The organism is Delftia sp. CH05, assembly GCF_009827015.1.
GTDB lineage: Bacteria > Pseudomonadota > Gammaproteobacteria > Burkholderiales > Burkholderiaceae_C > Comamonas > Comamonas tsuruhatensis.
Map to the genome: position 1 here is coordinate 1 of NZ_WUMG01000053.1, position 21,841 is coordinate 21,841.

Annotated in this window: 16 protein-coding genes; 5 read left to right on the forward strand and 11 right to left on the reverse strand. The window is 68.7% G+C overall.

Annotated features, from left to right (window positions below):
* Window positions 1–151 precede the first annotated feature (151 nt).
* Window positions 152–406 carry a hypothetical protein gene (locus tag GRX31_RS26365; protein ID WP_160855591.1) on the reverse strand — a complete coding sequence of 85 codons (255 nt, stop codon included), beginning with the start codon at window positions 404–406 and terminating at the stop codon, window positions 152–154.
* Between the two features lie 614 nt (window positions 407–1,020).
* Window positions 1,021–2,370 (reverse strand): glutathione-disulfide reductase, encoded by a 1,350-nt coding sequence (gorA, locus tag GRX31_RS26370; RefSeq protein WP_016449732.1) that lies wholly within the window; start codon window positions 2,368–2,370, stop codon window positions 1,021–1,023.
* Window positions 2,371–2,758: 388 nt separating this feature from the next.
* On the opposite strand from gorA, the gene GRX31_RS26375 reads away from it, so the two are divergent.
* Entirely contained in the window at window positions 2,759–4,795 is a 2,037-nt protein-coding gene (locus GRX31_RS26375; RefSeq protein ID WP_237426783.1) for an Ig-like domain-containing protein, read from the forward strand.
* 38 nt (window positions 4,796–4,833) lie between these two features.
* On the opposite strand, the gene GRX31_RS26380 is transcribed toward GRX31_RS26375, so the two are convergent.
* A complete protein-coding gene (locus GRX31_RS26380; RefSeq protein WP_017406912.1) occupies window positions 4,834–5,922 on the reverse strand; it encodes a tartrate dehydrogenase in 1,089 nt (362 codons plus the stop codon).
* A 126-nt stretch (window positions 5,923–6,048) separates the two neighbouring features.
* On the opposite strand from GRX31_RS26380, the gene GRX31_RS26385 reads away from it, so the two are divergent.
* Window positions 6,049–6,963 (forward strand): LysR substrate-binding domain-containing protein, encoded by a 915-nt coding sequence (locus GRX31_RS26385; RefSeq protein ID WP_017406911.1) that lies wholly within the window; start codon window positions 6,049–6,051, stop codon window positions 6,961–6,963.
* Window positions 6,964–6,996: 33 nt separating this feature from the next.
* Here the strand turns inward: GRX31_RS26385 and GRX31_RS26390 are convergent, their stop codons facing one another.
* From GRX31_RS26390 to GRX31_RS26400, 3 genes are all read right to left on the reverse strand, one after another.
* Window positions 6,997–7,443: a GatB/YqeY domain-containing protein gene (locus tag GRX31_RS26390; protein WP_016449728.1), complete on the reverse strand. Its 447-nt coding sequence runs from the start codon at window positions 7,441–7,443 to the stop codon at window positions 6,997–6,999.
* A gap of 116 nt (window positions 7,444–7,559) precedes the next feature.
* The gene (rpsU, locus tag GRX31_RS26395) at window positions 7,560–7,772 is read right to left on the reverse strand and encodes a 30S ribosomal protein S21 (protein ID WP_003052999.1); all 213 of its coding nucleotides are present in this window, start codon (window positions 7,770–7,772) and stop codon (window positions 7,560–7,562) included.
* A 165-nt stretch (window positions 7,773–7,937) separates the two neighbouring features.
* A complete protein-coding gene (locus GRX31_RS26400) occupies window positions 7,938–9,158 on the reverse strand; it encodes an aminoacetone oxidase family FAD-binding enzyme (RefSeq protein ID WP_160855593.1) in 1,221 nt (406 codons plus the stop codon).
* A 69-nt stretch (window positions 9,159–9,227) separates the two neighbouring features.
* Between GRX31_RS26400 and GRX31_RS26405 the strand changes: the two genes are divergently transcribed.
* A complete protein-coding gene (locus tag GRX31_RS26405) occupies window positions 9,228–9,731 on the forward strand; it encodes an acyl-CoA thioesterase (protein WP_017406259.1) in 504 nt (167 codons plus the stop codon).
* Here the strand turns inward: GRX31_RS26405 and GRX31_RS26410 are convergent.
* The 5 genes from GRX31_RS26410 to GRX31_RS26430 all read right to left on the reverse strand — a co-directional run bounded on the left by GRX31_RS26410 (window position 9,718) and on the right by GRX31_RS26430 (window position 18,927).
* Window positions 9,718–12,681: an ATP-binding protein gene (locus GRX31_RS26410; RefSeq protein WP_160855595.1), complete on the reverse strand. Its 2,964-nt coding sequence runs from the start codon at window positions 12,679–12,681 to the stop codon at window positions 9,718–9,720. The two genes, GRX31_RS26405 and GRX31_RS26410, sit on opposite strands and share 14 nt — an antisense overlap.
* A gap of 252 nt (window positions 12,682–12,933) precedes the next feature.
* Window positions 12,934–13,746: a uroporphyrinogen-III C-methyltransferase gene (gene cobA / locus GRX31_RS26415; protein WP_016449724.1), complete on the reverse strand. Its 813-nt coding sequence runs from the start codon at window positions 13,744–13,746 to the stop codon at window positions 12,934–12,936.
* Window positions 13,747–13,772: 26 nt separating this feature from the next.
* Window positions 13,773–14,687, reverse strand: a complete 915-nt coding sequence (gene ybiB / locus GRX31_RS26420) for a DNA-binding protein YbiB (protein WP_074923178.1) — start codon at window positions 14,685–14,687, stop codon at window positions 13,773–13,775.
* A 98-nt stretch (window positions 14,688–14,785) separates the two neighbouring features.
* A complete protein-coding gene (locus GRX31_RS26425; protein ID WP_160855597.1) occupies window positions 14,786–17,623 on the reverse strand; it encodes a nitrate reductase in 2,838 nt (945 codons plus the stop codon).
* A gap of 50 nt (window positions 17,624–17,673) precedes the next feature.
* Window positions 17,674–18,927: an NAD(P)/FAD-dependent oxidoreductase gene (locus tag GRX31_RS26430; RefSeq protein WP_160855599.1), complete on the reverse strand. Its 1,254-nt coding sequence runs from the start codon at window positions 18,925–18,927 to the stop codon at window positions 17,674–17,676.
* Between the two features lie 414 nt (window positions 18,928–19,341).
* Between GRX31_RS26430 and GRX31_RS26435 the strand changes: the two genes are divergently transcribed.
* On the forward strand, window positions 19,342–21,030 hold the full coding sequence (locus GRX31_RS26435; protein ID WP_016449720.1) for a methyl-accepting chemotaxis protein: 1,689 nt from the start codon (window positions 19,342–19,344) through the stop codon (window positions 21,028–21,030).
* Between the two features lie 122 nt (window positions 21,031–21,152).
* A complete protein-coding gene (locus tag GRX31_RS26440) occupies window positions 21,153–21,803 on the forward strand; it encodes a DUF937 domain-containing protein (RefSeq protein WP_016449719.1) in 651 nt (216 codons plus the stop codon).
* The last annotated feature ends 38 nt before the right edge of the window (window positions 21,804–21,841 follow it).

Sequence of the window (21,841 nt, forward strand, 5' to 3'; positions counted from 1 at the left end):
GCGCAACGCGGGCCACCGCGCAACGCGGGCCACCCTCTGTCGGCGGACCGCATGATCGTGGGCGCGCCCACGATCATGCGGTCCGCCGACAGAGGGTGGCCCGCGTTGCGCGACCCGGTCAACGGGGACCGGGTATCGAGTACATCGGTTGTCATGGATCTGTCTCCTCGTTGAGTGTGGTGTTGCGCCCCGGCCGCTGCTCAGCCCCATAGGCGCTGCGGGCCAAGAAGGCGTCATCGGCCAAGCGGCTCCCGGCGCCGCTGCCCGCACGGTGGAAGGCCTCCAGCGCGAACACTGCTTTCAGCCTGCTGCCCAGCGCGTGCGTTTGCCGCAGGGGCCAGAAGCTGGCCTGCATGCCGCCTGGCGCGGGCTCGCCATGCCCTGTCTTCGAATGCAGTCTGGGCATGGGATGTCTCCTGGGCTCCGATCGCGGCTCTCGACCCATGGCTGCTGGGTTGATGTGGAAAATCAAGGTGTATGCACTCGAATTAAGTCGGATTGCCTATAAAGAAACACCAAGGCTTTCCATGGAGCAATGCCTCTTTTTCCCCGCGTACAAGGATTGTGAATTTTTCGATTTGACTTGACTATCGGGAAAATACTTTATTTGTTTTTGACTATTGAATTGGGTGTTTGAGCGTAGGCGCTTGAAATTCCCGCGGTGGACGGATGTTTCCACCGGGGCCAGCGTGGCGACGCAGGACCCTGGACGGTGGCAATGCACCGCAGGCAGCTGAAATGTCAGCGCACAGCCATGCAGGCAGCGGCGGCATGCAGGGGCAGGAGGTCCATGTCGGGGGAATGAAAAGGAGAAGGAGGAGGAGCGGAGCCGGCTGCGGATCGCGCGCAGCTTGTGGCTGCCCACCAGCGTCCGCGAGGCTGGCGTCAGGAGCACGGCGCAGATCGGCCTGCTCACGGCCATTCCCGATGCCTTCGCCGACCTGGGCGGCTTCGCGCTCGCCCGGCGCGTGCCCTGCCCAGGCCGGTGGTCAACCGCCGAAGGCAGGTGGTGCGCGCCGTTCAGCGCATGGTCACGAACTCTTCTGCCGCCGTGGGGTGGATGGCCACGGTATCGTCGAAGTCGCGCTTGGTGGCGCCCATCTTGAGCGCCACGGCAAAGCCCTGCAGCATCTCGTCCATCCCCAGGCCGATGCCGTGTATGCCCACGATGCGTTCCTCGGGGCCCACGCAGACCAGCTTCATGCGCGCGGGCTGGCGGTGGCGCGTGACCGCCGTGTACATGGCGGTGAAGGCCGACTGGTAGATCTTGACCTGATCGTCGCCAAATCGCTCGCGCGCCTGCGGCTCGGTCAGGCCCACGGTGCCGATGGGCGGGTGGCTGAAGACCACGGTGGGCACGTTGTCGTAGTCAAGGTGCTCGCCGGTCTTGCCGTTGAACAGGCGCTCGGACAGGCGCCGGCCTGCGGCCACGGCCACGGGCGTGAGTTCGATGCGGCCCGTGATGTCGCCCACGGCGTGGATGCCGGGCACATTGGTGTCCTGGAACTTGTCCACCGCGATGTGGCCGCTGTCCTGCAGCGCCACGCCTGCGGCCTCCAGGTTCAGGCCCGAGGTGTCGGGCCTGCGGCCCACGGCCCAGACCACGCAGTCCACGGTGTGGCTGCTGCCGTCCTGCAGTTGCAGGTCCAGGCTGCCGTCTGCGTTGCGGACCACGGCCTTCGGGGTGGCCTGGCGGTGCACGGCGGGGCCTTCGGCCTCCATGATCTCCATCAGGGTCTGGCTCAGCAGCGGATCGAATCCGCGCAGTGCCGAGTTCTGGCGCAGGAACAGATGGGTCTGCGAGCCCAGCGCGTGCAGCACGCCGGCAATCTCCACGGCGATATAGCCGGCACCCACCACGGCCGTGCGCGCAGGCAGGGCCTTGAGGGCGAAGAAGCCGTCGGAGTCGATGCCCAGCTCGGCGCCAGGTATGTCGGGCCGTGCCGGGCGCGTGCCCGTGGCGATGAGGATGTGGTCGGCACTGAGCCGCTGGCCGCCCACCTCCACGGTGCGCGCATCCACGAAGCGGCCAAAGCCCTGGATCAGCTCGACCTTGTTGCGCGCCAGGCCGCTTTCATACGAGGCATGGATGCGGTCGATGTAGGCGCTGCGGCTGTCCAGCAGGCGCTGCCAGTCCAGGCCCTCGACGGTGGCATCCCAGCCGTAGTCGGGGCCGTAGCGGTGCATGGCCTCGCCGATCTGGGCCGCATGCCACATGACCTTCTTGGGCACGCAGCCCACGTTGACGCAGGTGCCGCCGATCTCGCCGGCTTCGATCAGCGCGCAGTGGCGCCCGTGCATGGCGGCGCGGTTGGCCGATGCAATGCCGCCGCTGCCGCCGCCGATGACGATGTAGTCGTAGTGCTTCATGGAGATTCCGTGCTGTGTCTGAGCGGCCCGAATGCCGCAGCCGGCCATCTTGCCCTGTTCGCCGGCCAGGGGCCTGCGGCGGGGGCAATGCCGCCATCTCCGCGCCCAGACGACGGCCCGGTTGGACGGCGTATCGCCGCTTTGCAGGGCCGGGGGCAGCAGGCGTTTGGTGGCAAATGAACGGACGGTGGCGCGGCAGCCCGCGTTGCGCAGGGGGCGGGACGCACTGTCAAGAAAAGCGCAACGCGCAGTCAAGGCGCGGGCAGGTGCGGCCGCTAGGCTCCTGCATTGCCGGTACCCCCGGCACGGACCAGAAGAACAGCAAGTTGAAACGGGAGTGCATGTGAGAGAACGAGGCAGTCGCCTTCAGGCGGAATTTTCCAGGGCCATGATGCCGTGGGTGGTGGTATTCGGAGCCGGCCTGCATTGCGTCGCGGCCGTGGCCGCGCCGGCGCAGGGGCTGGTCATGACGGGCTACCAGACGCAGTCCAACGCTTGGTATACGTCCATGGTGACCGAATACACGTTCAGCGTGGGCGGCGTGGTGCAGCAAGGCGGCTCGCCGCCCTCCACTGCGGATTGGGTCACCCCTTCCAACTACTGGGATGACGGCTGGGGTCTCAACAGTTGGAACGAGGACTACACATACAGCTACCAGGGCCAGGTCCTGCGGACGAGCGATCCCATGGGAATTCCCGCAGCGGCAGCCTGGGCCACGATCAGCTCCTTTCAGATCGAGGGGTCCTCCCTCCCGCGCCCCATCGACAGCACTGTTTTCCACTATTCGCTCGATGGCATCCAGACCCTGCTCGCCATGGACGCATCGACCATCCCCGCCAATGCGGTCTGGGCGGGCCTGTCATCCCTGTCCGATGGGTGGCATGCAGCGCAAAACCCTGGGTTTGCCGGCTATGTGCTGGGCCGCCCGGTCTTCAGTCTGGCTCCCGTCGTCGACCCGCAGGCAGGCGGTGTGACAGCCAAGGCCCGCGTGGCGCTGGACCGGGACGGCACGGGCTACTGGCAGGTGCTTGCTGCGGCCGCCGCGGCGCCGGATGCCGCCACGCTGCAGGCCGGTGGCTCCCCGGTCGGCATGACGGCAGGCGTGGTCCACGATATCGATATCGGGGGGCTGGCGGTGAATACGGCCTACAGGCTGCACTTCATCGCCAGGGATGGCGCAGGCCGCGTGCAGCCGGACGTGGCCAGCGTGCCCTTCACCACGCTCAGGCGGGAGCAGAGCATCGACTTTGCGCAGCCGTCGGCGCAAACCTTCGGCACGACATTCACGCCCGTTGCAACGGCTACCTCCGGCCTGGCCGTGACGTTTTCCGCATCTGCGCCAGAGGTTTGCACTGTCGATGCCGCAGGGGTGTTCAGCTTCCATTCCGCAGGCACTTGCACGATGACGGCCCGGCAGGGCGGCGACGCGACCTATGGTCCCGCCCCCGAGGTGGCTTACCCGGTGACGGTGCAGCCTGCTGCGCAGAACATCGTCTGGAGCATGCCGGCGCCCCTGGTCGTGGATGCACGGGTGGCTCTGAGCGCCGCCGGCGGTGGCTCGTCCCAGGCCGTGCAGTTCAGCTCCCTGACGCCGGCGGCGTGCTCCGTCAGCGGTGCCGAGGTGTCCGGCAGGCTGGCGGGTACGGACAACTGCCTGCTGGCCGCCGATCAGCAGGGGGATGCCAACCACCTGCCTGCGGCCCGGCAAGTCCTGTCCCTGAGCATCGGCAAGGGCGCGCAGGCCATTGCCTTCACTTCCGTGGCGCCAGCGGCCGCCAAGGTGGGCGATACCTATGCCGTGGCAGCAACGGGCGGGGCTTCCGGGAAGGCGGTGGTGTTCTCCGTGGATACGGCGACGGCTGCCCATTGCACCATCGCGGGCGGTTCTGTCTCCTTCATTGCGCCGGGTCCCTGCCGCATCCTGGCAGACCAGGCCGGCGATGCGAACTACGAGGCGGCGGCAAGGCAGCAGCAAAGCGTGCAGATCGCCCAGGCCACAACCACCCTGGCGATCACCTCGACCCCCAACCCTTCCCGGCCCGGCGACGATGTGACCATCAGCGTGTCGGCCGTGACCGGGGCGCAGGACCGACGGGGGGCGCTGCGGGCGATGGCGGCGGCGCTCCCCTCGGGCAGCATCACGGTCTCGTACAACGGGGCGCAGCTGGGGTCGGCGCCCCTGGTTGGCGGCGCCGCCAGCATCACGGTCCGGCTGCCCGTGGCGGCCGGATCCCACGGCCTTGTGGTCGACTACAGCGGGGATGCAGTCCACGCCCCGATGAGCCAGGGCTTCACACAGGCCGTGGTGGCGGCGTCGGTGCCCACGCCTGTGCCGGCCCTGCACACCGTGGCGCTGGTCATGCTGAGCCTGCTGGCGGCCGGGATGGGGGCCGGCAGGCTGCGCAGGGGCCGCATGGGCCGGTAGGCCAGGCTGCCGGGCGGCATGAACCCCGGCGCGGCGCCTCAGGCGGCAGCGATGCGCCGGGCGATGGCCTGGCCCACCTCGGTGGTGCTGGCCGTGCCGCCCAGGTCGGGCGTGCGCGGGCCGCTCCTGATGACTTCCTCGATGGCCGAGACGATGGCGTCGTGCGCCGCGCGGCCTGCGCCCTGGCCGTGGGTCAGGAAGTCCAGCATCAGCGCCGCCGACCAGACCATGGCGATGGGGTTGGCGATGTTCTTGCCGTAGATGTCGGGCGCCGAGCCGTGCACGGGCTCGAACAGGCTGGGGAAGCTGCGGTCGGGGTTGAGGTTGGCCGAGGGGGCCAGGCCGATGGTGCCCGTGGTGGCCGGGCCCAGGTCGCTGAGGATGTCGCCGAACAGGTTGGTGGCGGCCACCACGTCGAAGCGGCCCGGCTGCAGCACGAAGCGCGCGGTCAGGATGTCGATGTGCTGCTTGTCCAGCGTGACTTCCGGGTAGGCCTTGGCCACGTCCTCGGCGCGCTGGTCCCACCAGGGCATGCTGATGGCGATGCCGTTGCTCTTGGTGGCCAGGGTGACGTGCTTGCGCTCGCGGCTTTGGGCCAGGTCGAAGGCGTACTTGAGCAGGCGCTCGGCACCCTTGCGCGAGTAGACCGATTCCTGGATCACGATCTCGCGGTCCGTGCCCTCGTACATGATGCCGCCCAGCGAGGTGTACTCGCCTTCGGTGTTCTCGCGCACCACGTAGTAGTCGATGTCGCCGGGCTTGCGGCCGGCCAGCGGGCAGGGCACGCCTTCGAACAGGCGAACGGGGCGCAGGTTGATGTACTGGTCGAACTCGCGGCGGAACTTGAGCAGCGAGCCCCACAGCGAGACATGGTCGGGCACGGTGGCGGGCCAGCCCACGGCGCCGAAGAAGATGGCATCCATGCCGGACAGCTGCGCCTTCCAGTCGTCGGGCATCATTTTTCCGTGGGCCAGGTAGTAGTCGCAGTGGGCCCAGTCGAAATGGTGGAATTCGAGCTTGATCGCAAAGCGGCTGGCGGCAGCTTCCAGGGCGCGCAGGCCTTCGGGCATGACTTCCTTGCCAATGCCGTCACCGGCGATGACGGCGATCTTGAATGTGTCTTGCATGGTGTCTGTCCTTGGAATGGATTGATATGAAGCGGCGCCGCTGACAGCCTGGCCGCATGCATGGCATTGTTGGCTGCGCCAGGGCTAAATACAATCGGCCAACTGTGGTTCCATTATTTACAGATCGTGAATAAACAGCCGTCTCCCGAAGACCTGCGCGTCTTCACCGTGGTGGCCCGCAAATCCGGCTTTGCCGCTGCGGCCGAGGAATTGGGGGCTTCGCCCGCCTATGTGAGCAAGCGCATCCGCCTGCTGGAGGAAGAGCTGGGCGTGAAGCTGCTGCACCGCACCACGCGCCGCGTGGCCGTGACCGAGGAGGGCGAGCGCGTCTTCCACTGGGCGCAGCGCATCCTCGACGACATGGACCAGCTGATGCAGGAGGTGGCCATCACGCGCAGCGAGCCGCGCGGCCTGCTGCGCGTGAGCAGCAGCTTCGGTTTCGGGCGGCATGTGATCGCGCCCGCGCTTTCCAGGCTGGTGGAGCGCCATCCGGGGCTGCAGGTGCGGCTGGACGTGTTCGACCGGCTGGTGGATGTGGCGGGCGAGGGCTTCGATCTGGATGTGCGCGTGGGCGACGAGATCGCGCCCCACCTGATTGCGCGGCGCCTGGCCGACAACCACCGCGTGCTGTGCGCCGCGCCTGCCTACCTGGCGCGCCGTGGCACGCCGCGCACGCCGGCCGAGCTGTCGGCCCATGACTGCCTGGCCATCAAGGAGCGCGACCAGGCCTTTGGCGTGTGGCGGCTGCGCGCGGGCGCGGCCGAGCAGGCGGTGAAGGTCACGGGGCCGCTGTCGGCCAACAACGGCGAGATGGTGGTGCAGTGGGCCGTGGACGGTCGCGGCATTGCGCTGCGCTCGCTATGGGATGTGGGCGCCCATCTGCAGGCCGGGCGCCTGGTGCAGGTGTTGCCCGAATGGCGGCAGGAGGCCAATGTCTGGGCTGTGTATCCGACGCGGCTGCAGCTGTCGGCCAAGGTGCGGGTGTGCGTGGAGTTCCTGCAGGAACACTTCAAGAAGGAGTGGATGGCAGCCGCTCCCTGAGCGGGGCGGCTGCTGCAGCGGGCTGGCCGGGGATCAGCCTGCCAGGGCGGCCTTCACTGCGGCGGAGACCTGGCCCATGTCGGCCTTGCCTGCCAGTTGCGCCTTGACCGCGCCCATGACCTTGCCCATGTCGCCGGGGCCGGATGCGCCCAACTCGGCCACGATGGCCTTGACGGCGGTGGCCACTTCCTCGGCCGACATGCGCTCGGGCAGGTAGGCGGTCAGCACGGCCATCTCGGCCTTTTCCTTGTCGGCCAGGTCCTGGCGGCCCGCGCCCTCGAAGGCGGCGATGCTGTCCTTGCGCTGCTTGATCAGCTTGTCCACGATGGCGATGACGGCGGCGTCGTCCAGCTCGATGCGCTCATCGACTTCCTTTTGCTTCATCGCTGCCTGCAGCAGGCGGATGGTGCCCAGGCGCTCGCTGTCCTTGGCGCGCATGGCGGTCTTCATGTCTTCGGTGATCTGGGCCTTGAGGCTCATGGCTTTTCTCCTGAGGTGATGGCGTCGGAAAACACGGAACAAAAAACAAAAAACCCGCGCCTGGCGTCCCGAGCGCGGGTTTTGCGGCTGACGAGAGCCGGCTGGTCAAGGGCTGATCAGTACAGCTTCTTGGGCAGCTGCATGCTGCGAACGCGCTTGTAGTGACGCTTGACGGCGGCAGCCTTCTTGCGCTTGCGTTCGGCAGTGGGCTTCTCGTAGAACTCGCGAGCGCGCAGGTCGGTCAGCAGGCCGAGCTTTTCGATGGTGCGCTTGAAGCGGCGCAGGGCAACTTCATAGGGCTCGTTTTCTTTTACGCGGATGGTGGTCATTAGCTAGATTTCCAGATATCTGTGCTGACAGCGGGTTCCCGGGAAGATCGGGCCTGAGAGCCATGTTCAGCGGTTGGTCCCCGTCCAAAGTTAACTAGTATTGGCCGACGGGGCGATTGCCAGCAAAGCGGGCGATTATACGCGAGACGAAAGCGGTCTGACAAATCAGGCAGAAGGCAAGGCCTGCGCACAGGCGTACCCACTGGCCCAGGCCCATTGGAAGTTGTATCCGCCGAGCCAGCCGGTGATATCCACCACTTCGCCAATGCAGTACAGGCCCGGCTGGGTCTTGCATTCCATGGTCTGCTGCGAGAGCGCCCGCGTGTCCACGCCGCCCAGCGTCACTTCCGCCTTCTTGTAGCCTTCCGTGCCCGTGGGCACGATCTCCCAACGTGACAGGCGCTCGGCCAGCTGGTTCAGGGCCTTGTCGGAGGCTTCGGCGATGGGGCGCTGCCAGGCAGCATCCTGCTGCACCCAGGCATCGGCCAGTCGCGAGGGCAGCCACTGCGCCAGTTCATTGGCGATGAGCTTGCGCGAGCGCGACTTGGCCCTGAGCAGCTCGCCCTGCAGGTCCACCTCGGGCGCGAGGTTGATGCTCAGGGGCGTGCCGGGCTTCCAGTAGCTCGATATCTGCAGCACGGCCGGGCCCGACAGGCCCCGGTGCGTGAACAGCAGGTCTTCCATGAAGGCCATGCGCTCTTTCTTGCTGCCGGTGCTGATCTCCACGGGCAGGGCCAGGCCCGCGAGCTGGGCGTAGGGGGCCCAGGCGTCGCCATCGAAGGTCAGCGGCACCAGGCCCGGCGTGCGTTCGACCAGGGGCAGGCCGAATTGCTGGGCCAGGCGGTAGCCGAAGTCGGTGGCGCCGATCTTGGGGATGGACAGGCCGCCCGTGGCGATGACCAGGCTGGGGGCCTGCACGGCGCCCCGGCTGGTCTGCAGGTGGTATTGGCCGTCCGAGTGCGCCACGGAATCGACCTTGCAGGGCTGCCAGCGCTGCACGCCGCCGGCCTGGCATTCGGCCAGCAGCATGGCGATGATGTCTTCGGCCGAGCGGTCGGCAAACAGCTGGCCCTTGTGCTTTTCATGGTGGGCGATGCCGTGCCTGTCCATGAGCGCAATGAAGTCGGCCGGCGTGTAGCGCGACAGGGCCGAGCGGCAGAACTGCGGATTGCCGCCCACGAAGTGCTTGTGGGGCGCGCGCACGTCCAGGTCGCGGTTGGTGAAGTTGCAGCGGCCACCGCCCGAGATGCGGATCTTCTCTGCCACCTTCTCCGCGTGGTCCAGGAGCAGCACCGACAGGCCACGCTGTCCGGCCTGGGCCGCGCAGAACAGACCGGCCGCGCCGGCGCCGATGACGATGGCGTCGAAAGAGAGGGAAGAGGTCACAAAAACGTCACTCGGGGGGCAAAAGGGCGCCCATTCTCGCGCAATGGCGCTTTTTCCTAGAATCCCGTGATGAATTTCCCATCGCACCAGCTGAGCATGACTGTGCTCATGTCGCCCGACATGGCGAACTTTTCGGGCAACGTCCATGGCGGCGCCGTTCTCAAGCAGCTCGACCAGGTGGCCTATGCCTGCGCCAGCCGCTACGCGGGCCGCTATGTGGTCACGCTGAGCGTGGACCAGGTGATGTTCCTGCAGCCCATCCACGTGGGCGAGCTGGTGACGTTCCTGGCCAGCGTCAACCACACGGGCAAGTCGTCGATGGAGATCGGCATCAAGGTGGTGGCCGAGGACATCCGCACCCAGGTGGTGCGCCATGTGAACAGCTGCTTTTTCACCATGGTGGCCGTGGACGAGAACAAGCAGCCGGCCGCCGTGCCGACGCTGGTGCCGTCCAACGACGAGGAAAGGCGCCGCTGGCAGGCTGCGCTGATCCGCAAGGACCTGCGCCGCGAGCTGGCCCAGCGCTTCGAGCAAAGCCGCGTGACGGCCAGCAGCACGGTCAGGCCGGGCTGAGCGTGGAGGGCGCGGCGGGCGGCGGATGCCAGGTGCCGGGCGTGCCGCCCTGCAGCTCGTTCCGCACCTGTTCGATGACGCGCCTGAGGTCTTCCATGGCAGCCGGCTTGGACAGCACCTCGTCGGCGCCGGCCTGCAGGTAGCGCAGCGCTTCGGAGGCTTCGGGGCTGGCGGTCAGTGCGATCACGCGGCAGCGGCGCAGCTGGTTTTCGGCCTCGCGCTGGCGCAGGCGCCGGATGAACTCGAAGCCGTCCATGAGCGGCATGCGTCCATCGGTGATGATGAGATCGAAGGACTCGACCAGGCAGCGTGCCCAGGCTTCCTGTCCATCGCCGGCCAGGCAGATGCCGTGGCCCAGCGTGGCCAGCTGGCTCTTGAGCAGCTCGCGGTTGAACAGATAGTCTTCCACGGCCAGGATTCTGAGGTCGGACCCGGACCCGGGCTGTGATGCGGGCAGGGGCTCGGCACTGGCCTGGGGCTTTCCTTGCAGCGCCACCGAGGCGGGCAGGACCAGGGGCAATATTCCCTCTGACGCGGGCGTGACGTCGGCCTGCATGCGATGGTCCGGCTCCACCAGTGGCAGGCTCAGCCTGACCGTGAAGCGCGAGCCTCGGCCCGGTGCGCTGTCCACCGTGATGGTTCCCCCCATGTGCTCCAGCAGGCGCCGCGTGATGCTCAGGCCCAGGCCGCTGCCAAAGGCCCTGTCCTGGTGGGCGCCTTCCACCTGCGAGAAGGGCTGGAACAGCCGGGCCTGGTCCTGCGGCGCAATGCCGATGCCCGTGTCCTCGACCTCCATCTGCAGCAGCAGGCGGTCATGCCGGCTGGCGCCATGCGCGCGCAGGGTGACGCTGCCGCGCTCGGTGAACTTGATGGCATTGCTGAGCAGGTTGAACAGCACCTGCTTGAGATGCAGCGGGTCGGCCGTCACGCTGTGGTCCACGCCGCTGCCCACTTCGGTGCGCAGCGACAGCCGCTTGCCGTGGGCCAGGCCTTGCAGCAGCGGGGCCATGTCTTCGATCAGCGGGCGCAGTGCCACGGGCTGGAGCGTGGAGTCGATATGGCCCGACTCGATGCGGTGCAGATCCAGCACATTGCCCAGCAACAGCAGCATGCCCTGGGCGGCCTTGTGGGCGGAGGCCAGCATATCGCGGTGGGGCAGGCCGAGCTTTTCCCGGTCCTGCGCCAGTTCCAGCAAGCCGATGACGGCGCTCAGCGGCGTGCGTATCTCGTGGCTGGTGGTAGACAGAAACAGGCTCTTGGCCTGGTTGGCGGCCTCGGCGCGCCGCTCGGCCCGGCGTGTCCTGCGCATCTGGCGGCTCAGGTAAAAGCCCCAGACCAGGGAGATGACCGTGACCAGGGCCAGCGCCCCGGCCAGCAGCAGCAGGCGCTGGCGGTGCTCGCGCCAGAAGCTCGCGCCGTTGCCGTTATGGTGCGGCGCCCAGTGGTGGACGATTTCGGCCACCTCTTCGGGTGCGATGGACAGCTGGGCCTTTTCCAGGATGCCCAGCAGTTCAGGTTCGGCGGCGTGCACGGCCAGGCTGATGGGGCGGGTGTAGTCGTCCAGGATGCCGGTGAGCTGCAGCCGGCTGCCCAATTGCTGGGCGTTGGCATAGCGCGCCGCGTAGTCGTTGCCCACGAAGGCATCGCTGTCATTGGCCGCCACGCTGGCCAGGGCCTGGGTCAGGTCGGCATACAGCTGCAGCCGTATGCTCGGATGCTCCCTGCGCACCGTGCTTTCGAGAAAGAAGCCCGCCACCATGGCCACGCGCTTGCCCTCCAGTCCCTGGAGGTGGTGTATGGGCTTGTCGCGCGGGGTGCCTGCGTTGGCCTCGGGCCGGGCCATCACCACGACCGTGCTGCGCAGATAGGGCGGCAGCAGCCTGATATCGGGCGAGGCCGTGGGCGGCGAGGTGTACGCCGGGGTGAGCAGGGCCTTGCCGGAGCCCAGCATGGTTTCGAGTTCGGAATAGTTGCGCGCGGCGATGTACTCGAACTGCAGGCCGGCGCGGCGGCTGATCAGGTCCAGGTAGTCGGGGCCTATGCCCTGGGCCTGGCGGTCGGCATCGAGCTGTCCCAGCGGACCCAGCGAGCCGTTGAGGACCACGGGAATGCGCGGATGGGCATCCAGCCACTGCTTTTCCGAGGGCGTCAGCGCCACGCGGTCGCCGCCCAGCAGCGGGCGGCGGCTTCCACTCCAGCTGCGCAGGATGTCGTCGCCGTGCTGCACGGTGATGCTGGGCAGGGCCTGGTCCAGGTAGGCCTTCAGCTGTGCATCGCCATGCCTCACCAGCATGCCGAAGCCACGGCTTTCTATGGGCGCAAAGCCCTGCACGCGCAGGTTGAGCAGGTAGTTGGCCTGGATCAGGTAGTGCACCGTGACCGTGTCGCCGACGAAGCCGTCGATCTCGCCCAGGCTCAGCGCCTCCAGCGCGCGGCGGGGTGTTTCATAGGTCAGCAGCTCGCTGAGGGGGTAGGCGGCAGCCACCTGGGAGCGCAGCAGCTGGTCGGGCGTCATGGCCAGCCGCGCACCCCGGCGCCGGGCGTCGAAGGGAGCATTCGACGGGGAGACCAGCACGGGCTGGCTGGGCAGGTAGGGCACGCTCAGGGCCAGGTCGGCGCGCTCGGCTTCCAGCTCGGTGCCGCCGCAGGCCAGGTCGATCTCGCCGCGGCGCAGCGCATCGAGCACGGCCGCACGCGATCCATAGGACTTGAAGCGCACGGGCGTGGGAAAAAGCAGGCCCAGGTGGTCGGCCGTGATGCCCTGGAAGCGATCGCCATCGATCATGCCCAGCGGCGGATGGTCCGGCGTGGAAATGCCCAGCGTCAGCGGCCCGCGCGCCTGCAGCCATTGGCGGTGCGCAGGCGTGAGCCAGGGCTTGGCGCCTGCCGTGACCCGCGTGGCCAGCACCATGTCGGCGCCGCTGGCCAGGCCGGGCATGGGCATGGCCATGCCAAGTGCGCAGCCGGCCAGCAGTTGGGCCGCCAGGTGTCGGCATGCCGGCCACCATGCCTGCGTCGCTGTGGAAGTGAGAGTACGGCTTGATGTTTTCATTGAATCCCCCGGTGGCGCTGCCGCCGTCCGGCGCAGCTGACGGCCTGCGAAAACGGTCTAGACGCTGTTTTCGGCAACCAACAGGAGATTTTTAATGAAAACTAATGATTTTATCTATCGATAGATTTTTTCTTTGTTGCAGCTCGGCACTCAGGCGGCAGCAACCGCAGGGTTGGGCTGCTCCTGGGGTTCGGCCATTGCCCGAATGCCATGGACCACATCTCCAACGACGATGACGCTGGGGCTGCCCAGGCCGGTGTCGGCAATGCATTGCACGAGCGTGTCCAGCGTGGCCAGTGCATGGCGCTGCTGCGGCAGGCTGGCGTGCTGGATCACGGCCACGGGCGTGGCGGCGGGCAGGCCGTGCAGCAGCTCGGCGCGGATGTGTTCCACGCTGCTCACGCCCATGTAGATCACCAGGGTGAGCCGGGCATCGCGCGCGGTGGCGGCCAGCTGGCGCCAGTCCGTGCCGCTGTCGCCGGGCTTGGCGTGGCCGGTGATGAAGACCACGCCGTGCGCCCGGTCGCGGTGCGTGAGCGGCGCGCCCAGGCTGGTGAGCCCGGCCAGGCCGGCCGTGATGCCGTTGACGACCTGGACCTCGACGCCGGCCTCGCGCAGATGCTCCACCTCTTCGCCGCCGCGCCCGAAGATGAAGGGGTCGCCGCCCTTGAGGCGCACCACCGTCTCGCCATCCTGCACGGCGGACAGCATGAGCTTTTCGATGAAGGCCTGGGGCGTGCTCTTGCAGCCGCCGCGCTTGCCCACGTAGACGATGCGCGCCGTGGGCGAGGCATGGGCCACGATGGCATCGCTGACCAGGTCATCGACCAGCAGCACGGTGGCCGCCTGTATGGCCTTGAGGGCCTTGATGGTCAGCAGCTCCGGGTCGCCGGGGCCGGCGCCGACCAGGGTGCAGCTGCCGCGCCGGGCGGTGTTTGCGGGGGTGTGGGACGGGGTCGTCATGGCGGGGCTCCGTTTTTCTGGGGTGTTCAGCGAATCTGATCGGCAAGGTGGACGATGTGTTCCACCTGGCGCGTGAGCGCCGGCGGCACGGGCAGGCGGCCCGCAAGCACGTCCTCGGTGTAGCGCGCCGTGGTGTCCACGTCGATCTCGGCGGGCAGGCCCGGGATTTCGGAGGCCGTGCCGCTTTGCTGCTCGGCCAGCAGCTGGTGGGCGCCTGCGACGAATCCGTCGTAGCGCGGCAGCCGGCGCGGGTCGGCCGCGACCTCGCCCTCCAGCCCGCGCGAGAGCAGCACATTCATGCCCAGCGTCCCGAAGGTGCCGTGCAGCATGGGCAGGTACTCGGGATGGGTGTAGGCCGTCACCAGCAAGGACGGGCCGTCGCAGGGCGCCAGCAGCTTGACCACGCTGTGGCCCGGATTGCGCAGGCCGATGACCTCGCGCACGGACAGCAGCCGGGCCAGTGCCGGATGCAGGTGTTCGGTATGCAGATGGGCCACCTGGCCGCCATCGAGTGCCTGGGGTGCCCGCAGCGGCGCAATGCCCAGCGCCTGCAGCACATCGCTGGCCAGGATGCGCCGCGCCTCGGTGCGCATGCCGTGCAGCAGCACGGGCAGGCCTTCGCGCGCCAGCAGCAGGGCCAGCAGGGGCGTGAGCACGGGCAGGCGGCGCGCGCCGTTGTAGCTGGGCAGCACGATCACGGGGCGGCCATGGGCCGAGGCGGGAAAGCGCGCGGCGCGCGCATGCACGGCATCCAGGAAGCCGCTCATCTCCTCGACCGTCTCGCCCTTGATGCGCATGGCGATGCAGAAGGCGCCGATCTCCAGATCGGTGACGCCCCCGTCCAGCACCTGGCCGAACAGGTCGGCGGCCTGCGCGCGCTCCAGCGCCTTGGCTCCGCGTGCGCCGCGGCCTATTTCCTTGATATATTGGCTGATGCCCATGGCGTGGTGATCGTGGGTGGAATCCTGTGGGCGCATATTTTCCCGCAGGTTTCATTACTTTTCGCTATATATGCAAACCTGTCGTTCCATGGCCTCTTTCATGCCGCCTGCGGGCTGGGCGCAACGGGGATGTGGCGCACCAGGCGCTTGAGTTCAGGCAGGCAGGAGCCGCAGTTGGTGCCGCAGCGCAATTGGCCTTGCAAAGCGGCCAGGCGGGCATCGTCGCTGCCCTCGCAGCGTGCAAGCACGCCTTCGATGGCGGCCTCGTCCACGTCGAAGCACGCGCAGACCTGGCGCGTGCGCTGCGCCAGGGGCAGCGGTGCCGAGGCCGAGGACATGAGCAGCAGGCGCCCATAGTCCTGGGCCGGCAACTGGTCCTTCAGCAGGGTGCCCAGCCAGCTGCCGGCGCGTGTGTCTCCGGCCAGCAGCAAGGCTTCGACCGTGGTGGACAGGCTGGTGCGGTCCAGCCGCAGCGCACGGCTGTGCTGGCGGCGGCGGTCGCTGTAGCGCAGGGTGTCGGCGGCATCCAGGCCCAGCAGGGACTCGATCTGCGCGATGAGGGCGTCGTCGGGCGCCTCATGCGCGGCGGCGCGCAGCAGCACGCCGTGGCGGGCGCGGGCGGCGTCCTGCAGCGGCACGGCATTGCCGAAAGGCACGCAGCTGGCGAAACCGAAGCGCGGCATGAGGGCAGACAGCTGCTCGCGCACGGCCAGCACGCGGTCCTCGGGCAGCCAGGCCATGGCCAGCAGGGTCCAGGGCAGAGCGGCCTTTTGCAGCTTGACGGCCGTGTGCTTGAGTTCAGGCTGCTTGGATGCGGGGCAGAAGGCTGGCGTGGTCAGTGCGTTGAGGCCCCCCGTGGCCGTGCCGCCCAGGTACTCGCCGCCCCAGTGCATGGCCATGAAGAGCTGGGAGGGCGCGAGCGTGGCATCGGGCTGCACCGGCACCAGCAGGGCACCGCGGCGGCTGCTCACCTGCACCAGGTCGCCCGCGCCCAGGCCGCGCTCGGCCATGTCCTGTGGATGCATCTGCACACTGGGCTCGGCAGCCTGGCCGAACAGTCGTCCCAGCTGGCCCGTGCGACTCATGCCGTGCCACTGGTCGCGCAGCCGGCCCGTGGTCAGGCTGAAGGGGTAGCTCGCATCGGGCGACTCGGCCAGCGGCTGCCAGGGCAGCAGGGCAAAGCGGGCGCGTCCATCGGGCGTGGGAAAGCGGCCGTCTTCGTAGAGCCGTGCGCGGCCCAGGGCTGCGCCTTCGGGCAGCGGCCATTGCTGGGGGCCTTGCGCGTCCAGCAGATCCCAGGACAGGCCGGTGATGTCCAGGTCACGCCCGCGCGTGCTTTCGCGGTGCTCGTTCCAGATGGCTTCGGCGCCTGCGGCGGCGTCCTCGGTGTCGTAGGGGAAGAGGCTGGGCCGGCCCGGGCGCAGCCGCGTTTCCATGCGCCGCGCGCAGTCCACGGCGATGTGCCAGTCATGGCGCGCGGCGCCCGGTGCGGCCACGGCGGGGCGTACGCGCGAGATGCGCCTTTCGCTGTTGGTCACCGTGCCGATCTTCTCGCCCCAGGTGGTGGCGGGCAGCAGCAGGTCGGCGTAGGCGCAGGTGGCGGTGGTGGCGAAGGCCTCCTGCACGATGACGAATTCGGCCCGCTGCAGCGCGCGCCGCACCAGGGCCTGGTCGGGCATGCTTTGCGCAGGGTTGGTGCAGGCTATCCACAGCGCGCGGATCTCGCCCTCGGCGGCGGCCTCGAACATCTCCACGGCGGTCTTGCCAGGGCGGGGCGGCACGGCGTCCACGCCCCACAGGGCGGCCACTTCGGCGCGGTGGGCGGGGTTGGCCAGGTCGCGGTGGGCCGACAGCAGATTGGCCAGCCCGCCCACCTCGCGCCCGCCCATGGCATTGGGCTGGCCCGTGAGCGAGAACGGTCCCGCGCCTGCGCGCCCGATCTGGCCCGTGGCCAGGTGCAGGCCGATCAGCGCGGCGTTCTTGGCCGTGCCGTTGCTGCTCTGGTTCAGGCCCTGGCAGTACAGGCTGAGCGTTGCGCCACGGGCGGCGCCGTCCCGCGCATCTCCTCCCAGCGCGAACCACTGCGCGGCCTGGAAAAGGTCGTGGCGGGGCAGGCCGCAGACCTCGCTCACGCGCTCGGGCGTGGCCTCCCGCACCAGGGCCTGCAGGTCGGCAAAGCCGCTGGTGTGGCGCGCGATGTAGGCCCGGTCCAGCCAGTCTTCCAGCTCCATGATGTGCAGCATGCCGTGGAACAGCAGGGTGTCGCTGCCGGGGCGCAGCGGCAGGAAGAGGTCGGCCATGCCGGCCGTGTCGGTGCGGCGTGGGTCGGCCACGATGATCTTCATCTGCGGCCGCGCGGCTCGCGCCTGCTCGATGCGCCGCGTGAGCACGGGATGGGCCCATGCCGCGTTGCTGCCCACGATGAACAGGCAGTCCGCATGGTCCACGTCCTCGTAGCAGGCCGGTGGCGCGTCGGCGCCCAGCGTGGCCTTGTAGCCCGCCACGGCGCTGCTCATGCACAGGCGCGAATTGGTGTCGATGTTGTTGGTGCCGATCAGGCCCTTGGCCAGCTTGTTGAAGACGTAGTAGTCCTCGGTCAGCAACTGGCCGCTCACATACAGGCCCACGGCATCGGGGCCGTGCTCCTGCACGATGGAGGCCAGCCTGCCGGCTGCCAGGTCCAGCGCGGCATCCCAGCTGATGTCCCGGGGCGCCGCCCCGCGCGTGGTGCGCAGGGCGGGCTGCAGCAGCCGGGTCTGCCGCGCCAGGGCGGGCGAGGCCGTCAGATGCAGCGTGCTGCCCTTGGTGCACAGGCGCCCGTGGTTGGCCGGATGCACCGGGTCGCCGCGCACGCCCGTGATGCGGGCGCCATCGCTTTCGATGATGACGCCGCAGCCTGTGCCGCAGTAGGGGCAGGTGGATCGGGTTTCTTGCATGGTGGGCCTGGGGTGGATGAGGGAAGGGCAGGGCACGGGGGCGGGCGCCGTCACGGGCCGCTGGCCGGGTCGGCCTGGCTGGCTTGACTTTCGCCGAACATGAGGCGGTCCCGCAGTTCCTGCACTGCCACGCCATCGCGCAACAGGCGGAAGTACCAGCCACCGTCCTCGGTGTCGCCATACAGGCAGGCGCCGACCAGCCTGTCGCCGCGCAGCACCAGCTTGCGGTACACGCCCGCGCCGGGGTCGCTGAGCACGATTTCCTCCGTGCCCTCGTCGCCGCGAAAGTCGCCTGCGCTGAACAGATGAATGCCCGTGACCTTGAGCTTGGCCGAGGTCTGCGAGCCCGGGTAGCGGCCGATGCCGATTTCGGCCAGGTGGTTGGCCAGCACCTTGCCCTGCTCGAACAGCGGCGCCACCAGCCCGTAGGCCACGCCCCGGTGCGCCGCGCACTCGCCCACGGCGTAGATGCGCGGGTCGGTCACGGTCTGCAGCGTGTCGCTGACCACGATGCCGCGCTGCACGTGCAGGTGCATCTGCTCGGCCAGCGCGGTCTCGGGCCGGATGCCCACGGCCATGACCACGAGCGAGGCCGGCGCATCGCGCCCGTCCTGCAGGTGCACGCAGGCCACGCGGCCCCGGCCGTCGCCCGTCAGCGCGCGGGTCTGGGCCTGCATCAGAAAGCGCATGCCGCGCTCGGCCAGCGAGGCCTGCAGCAAGGCGGCGGCGGTCTCGTCCAGCTGGCGGTCCAGCAGGCGCTCGCCCGCATGCACCACGGTAACCTCCATGCCGCGCTTCATGAGGCCGTTGGCGGCCTCCAGGCCCAGCAGGCCGCCGCCGATGACCACGGCATGGCGGTGGCTGGCGGCCGCCGCGATCATGGCCTGGGTGTCGGCAATGTCGCGGTAGCCGAGCACGCCTTCCAGCTCGCGCCCGGGCACGGGCAGCATGAAGGGGCGCGATCCCGTGGCCAGGATCAGGCGGTCGTACCCGGCGCTCACCGGCTGTCCGGCCGCGTCCACGGCGTGCACCACGCGGCGCGCCCGGTCCACCGCATGCACGCGGCAGCCTGCATGCAAGGTGATGCCGTGCCGGGCATACCAGGACCAGTCGTTGAGGATGATTTCGTCCAGCTGCTGCTCGCCCGCCAGCACCGGCGACAGCATGATGCGGTTGTAGTTGGGGTGCGGCTCGGCGCCGAACACGGTGATCTCGTAGAGGTCGGGCGCGATCCTGAGCAGCTCCTCCAGCGTGCGCACGCCGGCCATGCCGTTGCCCACCATCACCAGCCTGGATTTCTTCATTGCGCCCCCGCATTGGTTCGAAAAGCAAAAAGGCGTCATCCCCACTGCGCGGCTGCTGCCTGCGCGCGGGTTGACGCCTTTGTCCCTGGGGCAGCGGCACCTCGTTGCGCCTTGCCCCCATGGCCTGCAATGGCCACGCACGGGATGAAGCAAGCAGCATGCCAGGGCGCGCAGCCCTGCGCGGGCGCTGTCCTCGGGGCTGCCGCCCGGCGGCCGAGCCATGGTGGTGCGCCGCATGCCTCAAGGCGGTGCGCCCGCTATCGAGAGCGCGCAATCAGATGTCTGAATCGAATGGAGGTTTTGTGGCGATTTGTTTCAAATGCGACGAATCGGGGTACAACAAGCCACCGGGTCCTGCAGTAAGCCAGGGCTGCAATGACGTGAAGGATTTTTCTTCTTCAAGGGACCACGCCTATGAGAGTGAATCTGCCAGTCAGCACGCGTGAATACGCATTTCCCAAGGGCCAGACCCTGGTGTCCACCACGGACCTGAAGGGGCGCATCCTCTACTGCAACCCGATGTTCATCGAGGTCAGCGGCTACGAGCGCGAAGAACTGCTGGGCCAGCCCCACAACATGATCCGCCACCCCGACATGCCCGAGGAAGCCTTCCGCGACATGTGGGCCACCATCTCGGCCGGCCTGCCCTGGTCGGCGCCCGTGAAGAACCGGCGCAAGAACGGCGACTTCTACTGGGTCATGGCCAATGTCACGCCGCTGATGGAAGGCGACCGGCCCTCGGGCTACATGTCGGTGCGCACCGAGGCCACGCGCGAGCAGACGGATGCGGCCGAGCGCCTCTACGCCACCATGCGCGCCGAAAAGGACGCAGGGCGCAAGGTCCACGTGCTGCGCGCCGGCCATCTGGTGCGCAACAACCTGCGCGGACGCCTTGCCAGCGCGCTGAGCCTGGGCCTGGCAGGCAAGCTGGTGCTGATCTTCTTCCTGGTGGTGGCGGCGGCCTTTGGCGCGGCGATGGCGGGAGGGCACACGCTGGATGCATGGTCCGCGCTGGCCTGGCTGGCGGTCTGCATCTTCACGGGGCTGGCCGGGGCCTGGGCGTACCGGCTGACCGTGGCGCCGCTGGCGCAGATGGTGCTGCAGGCCAACCGCCTGGCGGCCGGCGACCTGACGCAGACCATACGCATCACGCGCAAGGACGTGGTGGGCGATCTGCAGAAGGCGCTGAGCCAGCTCAATGTGAACCTGCTGTCCATCGTGCGCGATGCGCGCGAGGAAAGCGACAAGATGCAGATCTCCACGCGGGAAATCGCGCAGGGCAACCAGGACCTGTCCGCGCGCACGGAAACCCAGGCCGGCAACCTGCAGCAGACGGCGGCCTCGATGGAGGAGATCACGGGCACGGTCAAGCACACGGCCGAGTCGGCGCGCCAGGCCACGGACCTGGCCACCCAGGCCAGCGAGGTGGCCGAGCGCAGCAGCGGCGCCGTCGACGGCGTGGCGGCCACCATGAAGCAGATCCAGGCCGCGTCGGGGCGTATTGGTGAGATCACGCAGCTCATCGACTCCATCGCCTTCCAGACCAACATCCTGGCGCTGAACGCCGCCGTGGAGGCCGCGCGCGCGGGCGACCAGGGCCGGGGATTTGCGGTGGTGGCGGCCGAAGTGCGCAGCCTCTCGCAGCGCACGCAGGCAGCGGCCAAGGAGATCCGCGAACTCATAGACGACTCCGCCGCCAAGGTGCTGGATGGCAATCAGCGCACCGAGGTCGCGCAGAAAACCATGACCGAATCGCTGGACCTGGTGCGGCGCGTGAACCTGCTGATCGGCGAAATCCACAGCGCCTCCAACGAGCAGCTCAGCGGCATCTCGCAGGTCAACGCGGCCGTGGCGCATCTGGACAACATCACGCAGCAGAACGCGGCGCTGGTGGAGCAGAACGCGGCATCGGCCATGGCCTTGCAGGCCCAGGCGCAGACCGTGTCGGAGACCGTGCAGGTCTTCCGGCTGGACGCCACGGCCCGGGCACCGGCGGCCGTGGCCGACGCAGTGGCGCTGCGCCGGTCCATGAAGGCGCAGGCGCCGTTGCCGCCGCTGCGGCCGCCGCGCACCCAGCCGCAGCCGGCGCTGACCACGGGCTGAGCGCGATCCGGGCGCTGGAAAACATCGTTGACACTTGGGGCGCTGCGCCGTCATGCCCGCTGCGCCGGCCGGCGCTACCATGTGACTTTGTGTTGACCGGGCGACCGGATGAAGGAACGACCATGAACTCCAGCTCTTCCCTGGCCGCGGAACTGATGGCCCAACTGCAGGGCGCGCCCATGCAGCAGATGGCAGACCAGATCGGCGCCAGCCCCGCTCAGACCGAAAGTGCCGTGGGCGCGGCCCTTCCCGTGCTGCTGGGCTCGCTGGGCCGCAATGCGGCCGATCCGCAGGGCGCGGCCAATCTCTTCGGCGCGCTGCAGCGCGACCACGGCGCGGCCAGCGGTGGCGCCGGCGGGCTGGATCTGGGAGGCCTGCTGGGCTCGCTGCTGGGCGGCGGCGCAGGCGCAGGCGGCAATGCGGGCGGCGGGCTCGACGGCGCAGCCATCCTGGGCCATATCCTGGGCGGCAACCAGCAGCGCGCGCAGGACGGCCTGGGCCAGGCCACGGGCCTGGGCAGCGGCGGCGCGGCCCAGCTGCTGCAACTGCTGGCCCCCATCGTCATGTCCTTTCTTGCACAGCGCGTGAGCGCAGGCGGCATGGATGCCGGCGGCCTGGGCCAGGTGCTGGGCCGCGAGCATGCGCAGGCGCAGCAGCAGGGCGGCCTGGGTGGTGGTTTGCTGGGAAGCCTGCTCGATCAGGATGGCGACGGCCAGGTAGGTCTCAGCGATCTGATGAAGATTGGTGGCAGCCTGCTGGGCGGCCGCCGCTGAAGGGCCGCATTCACTGAATCGGGCAGGGCCGGTGCGTG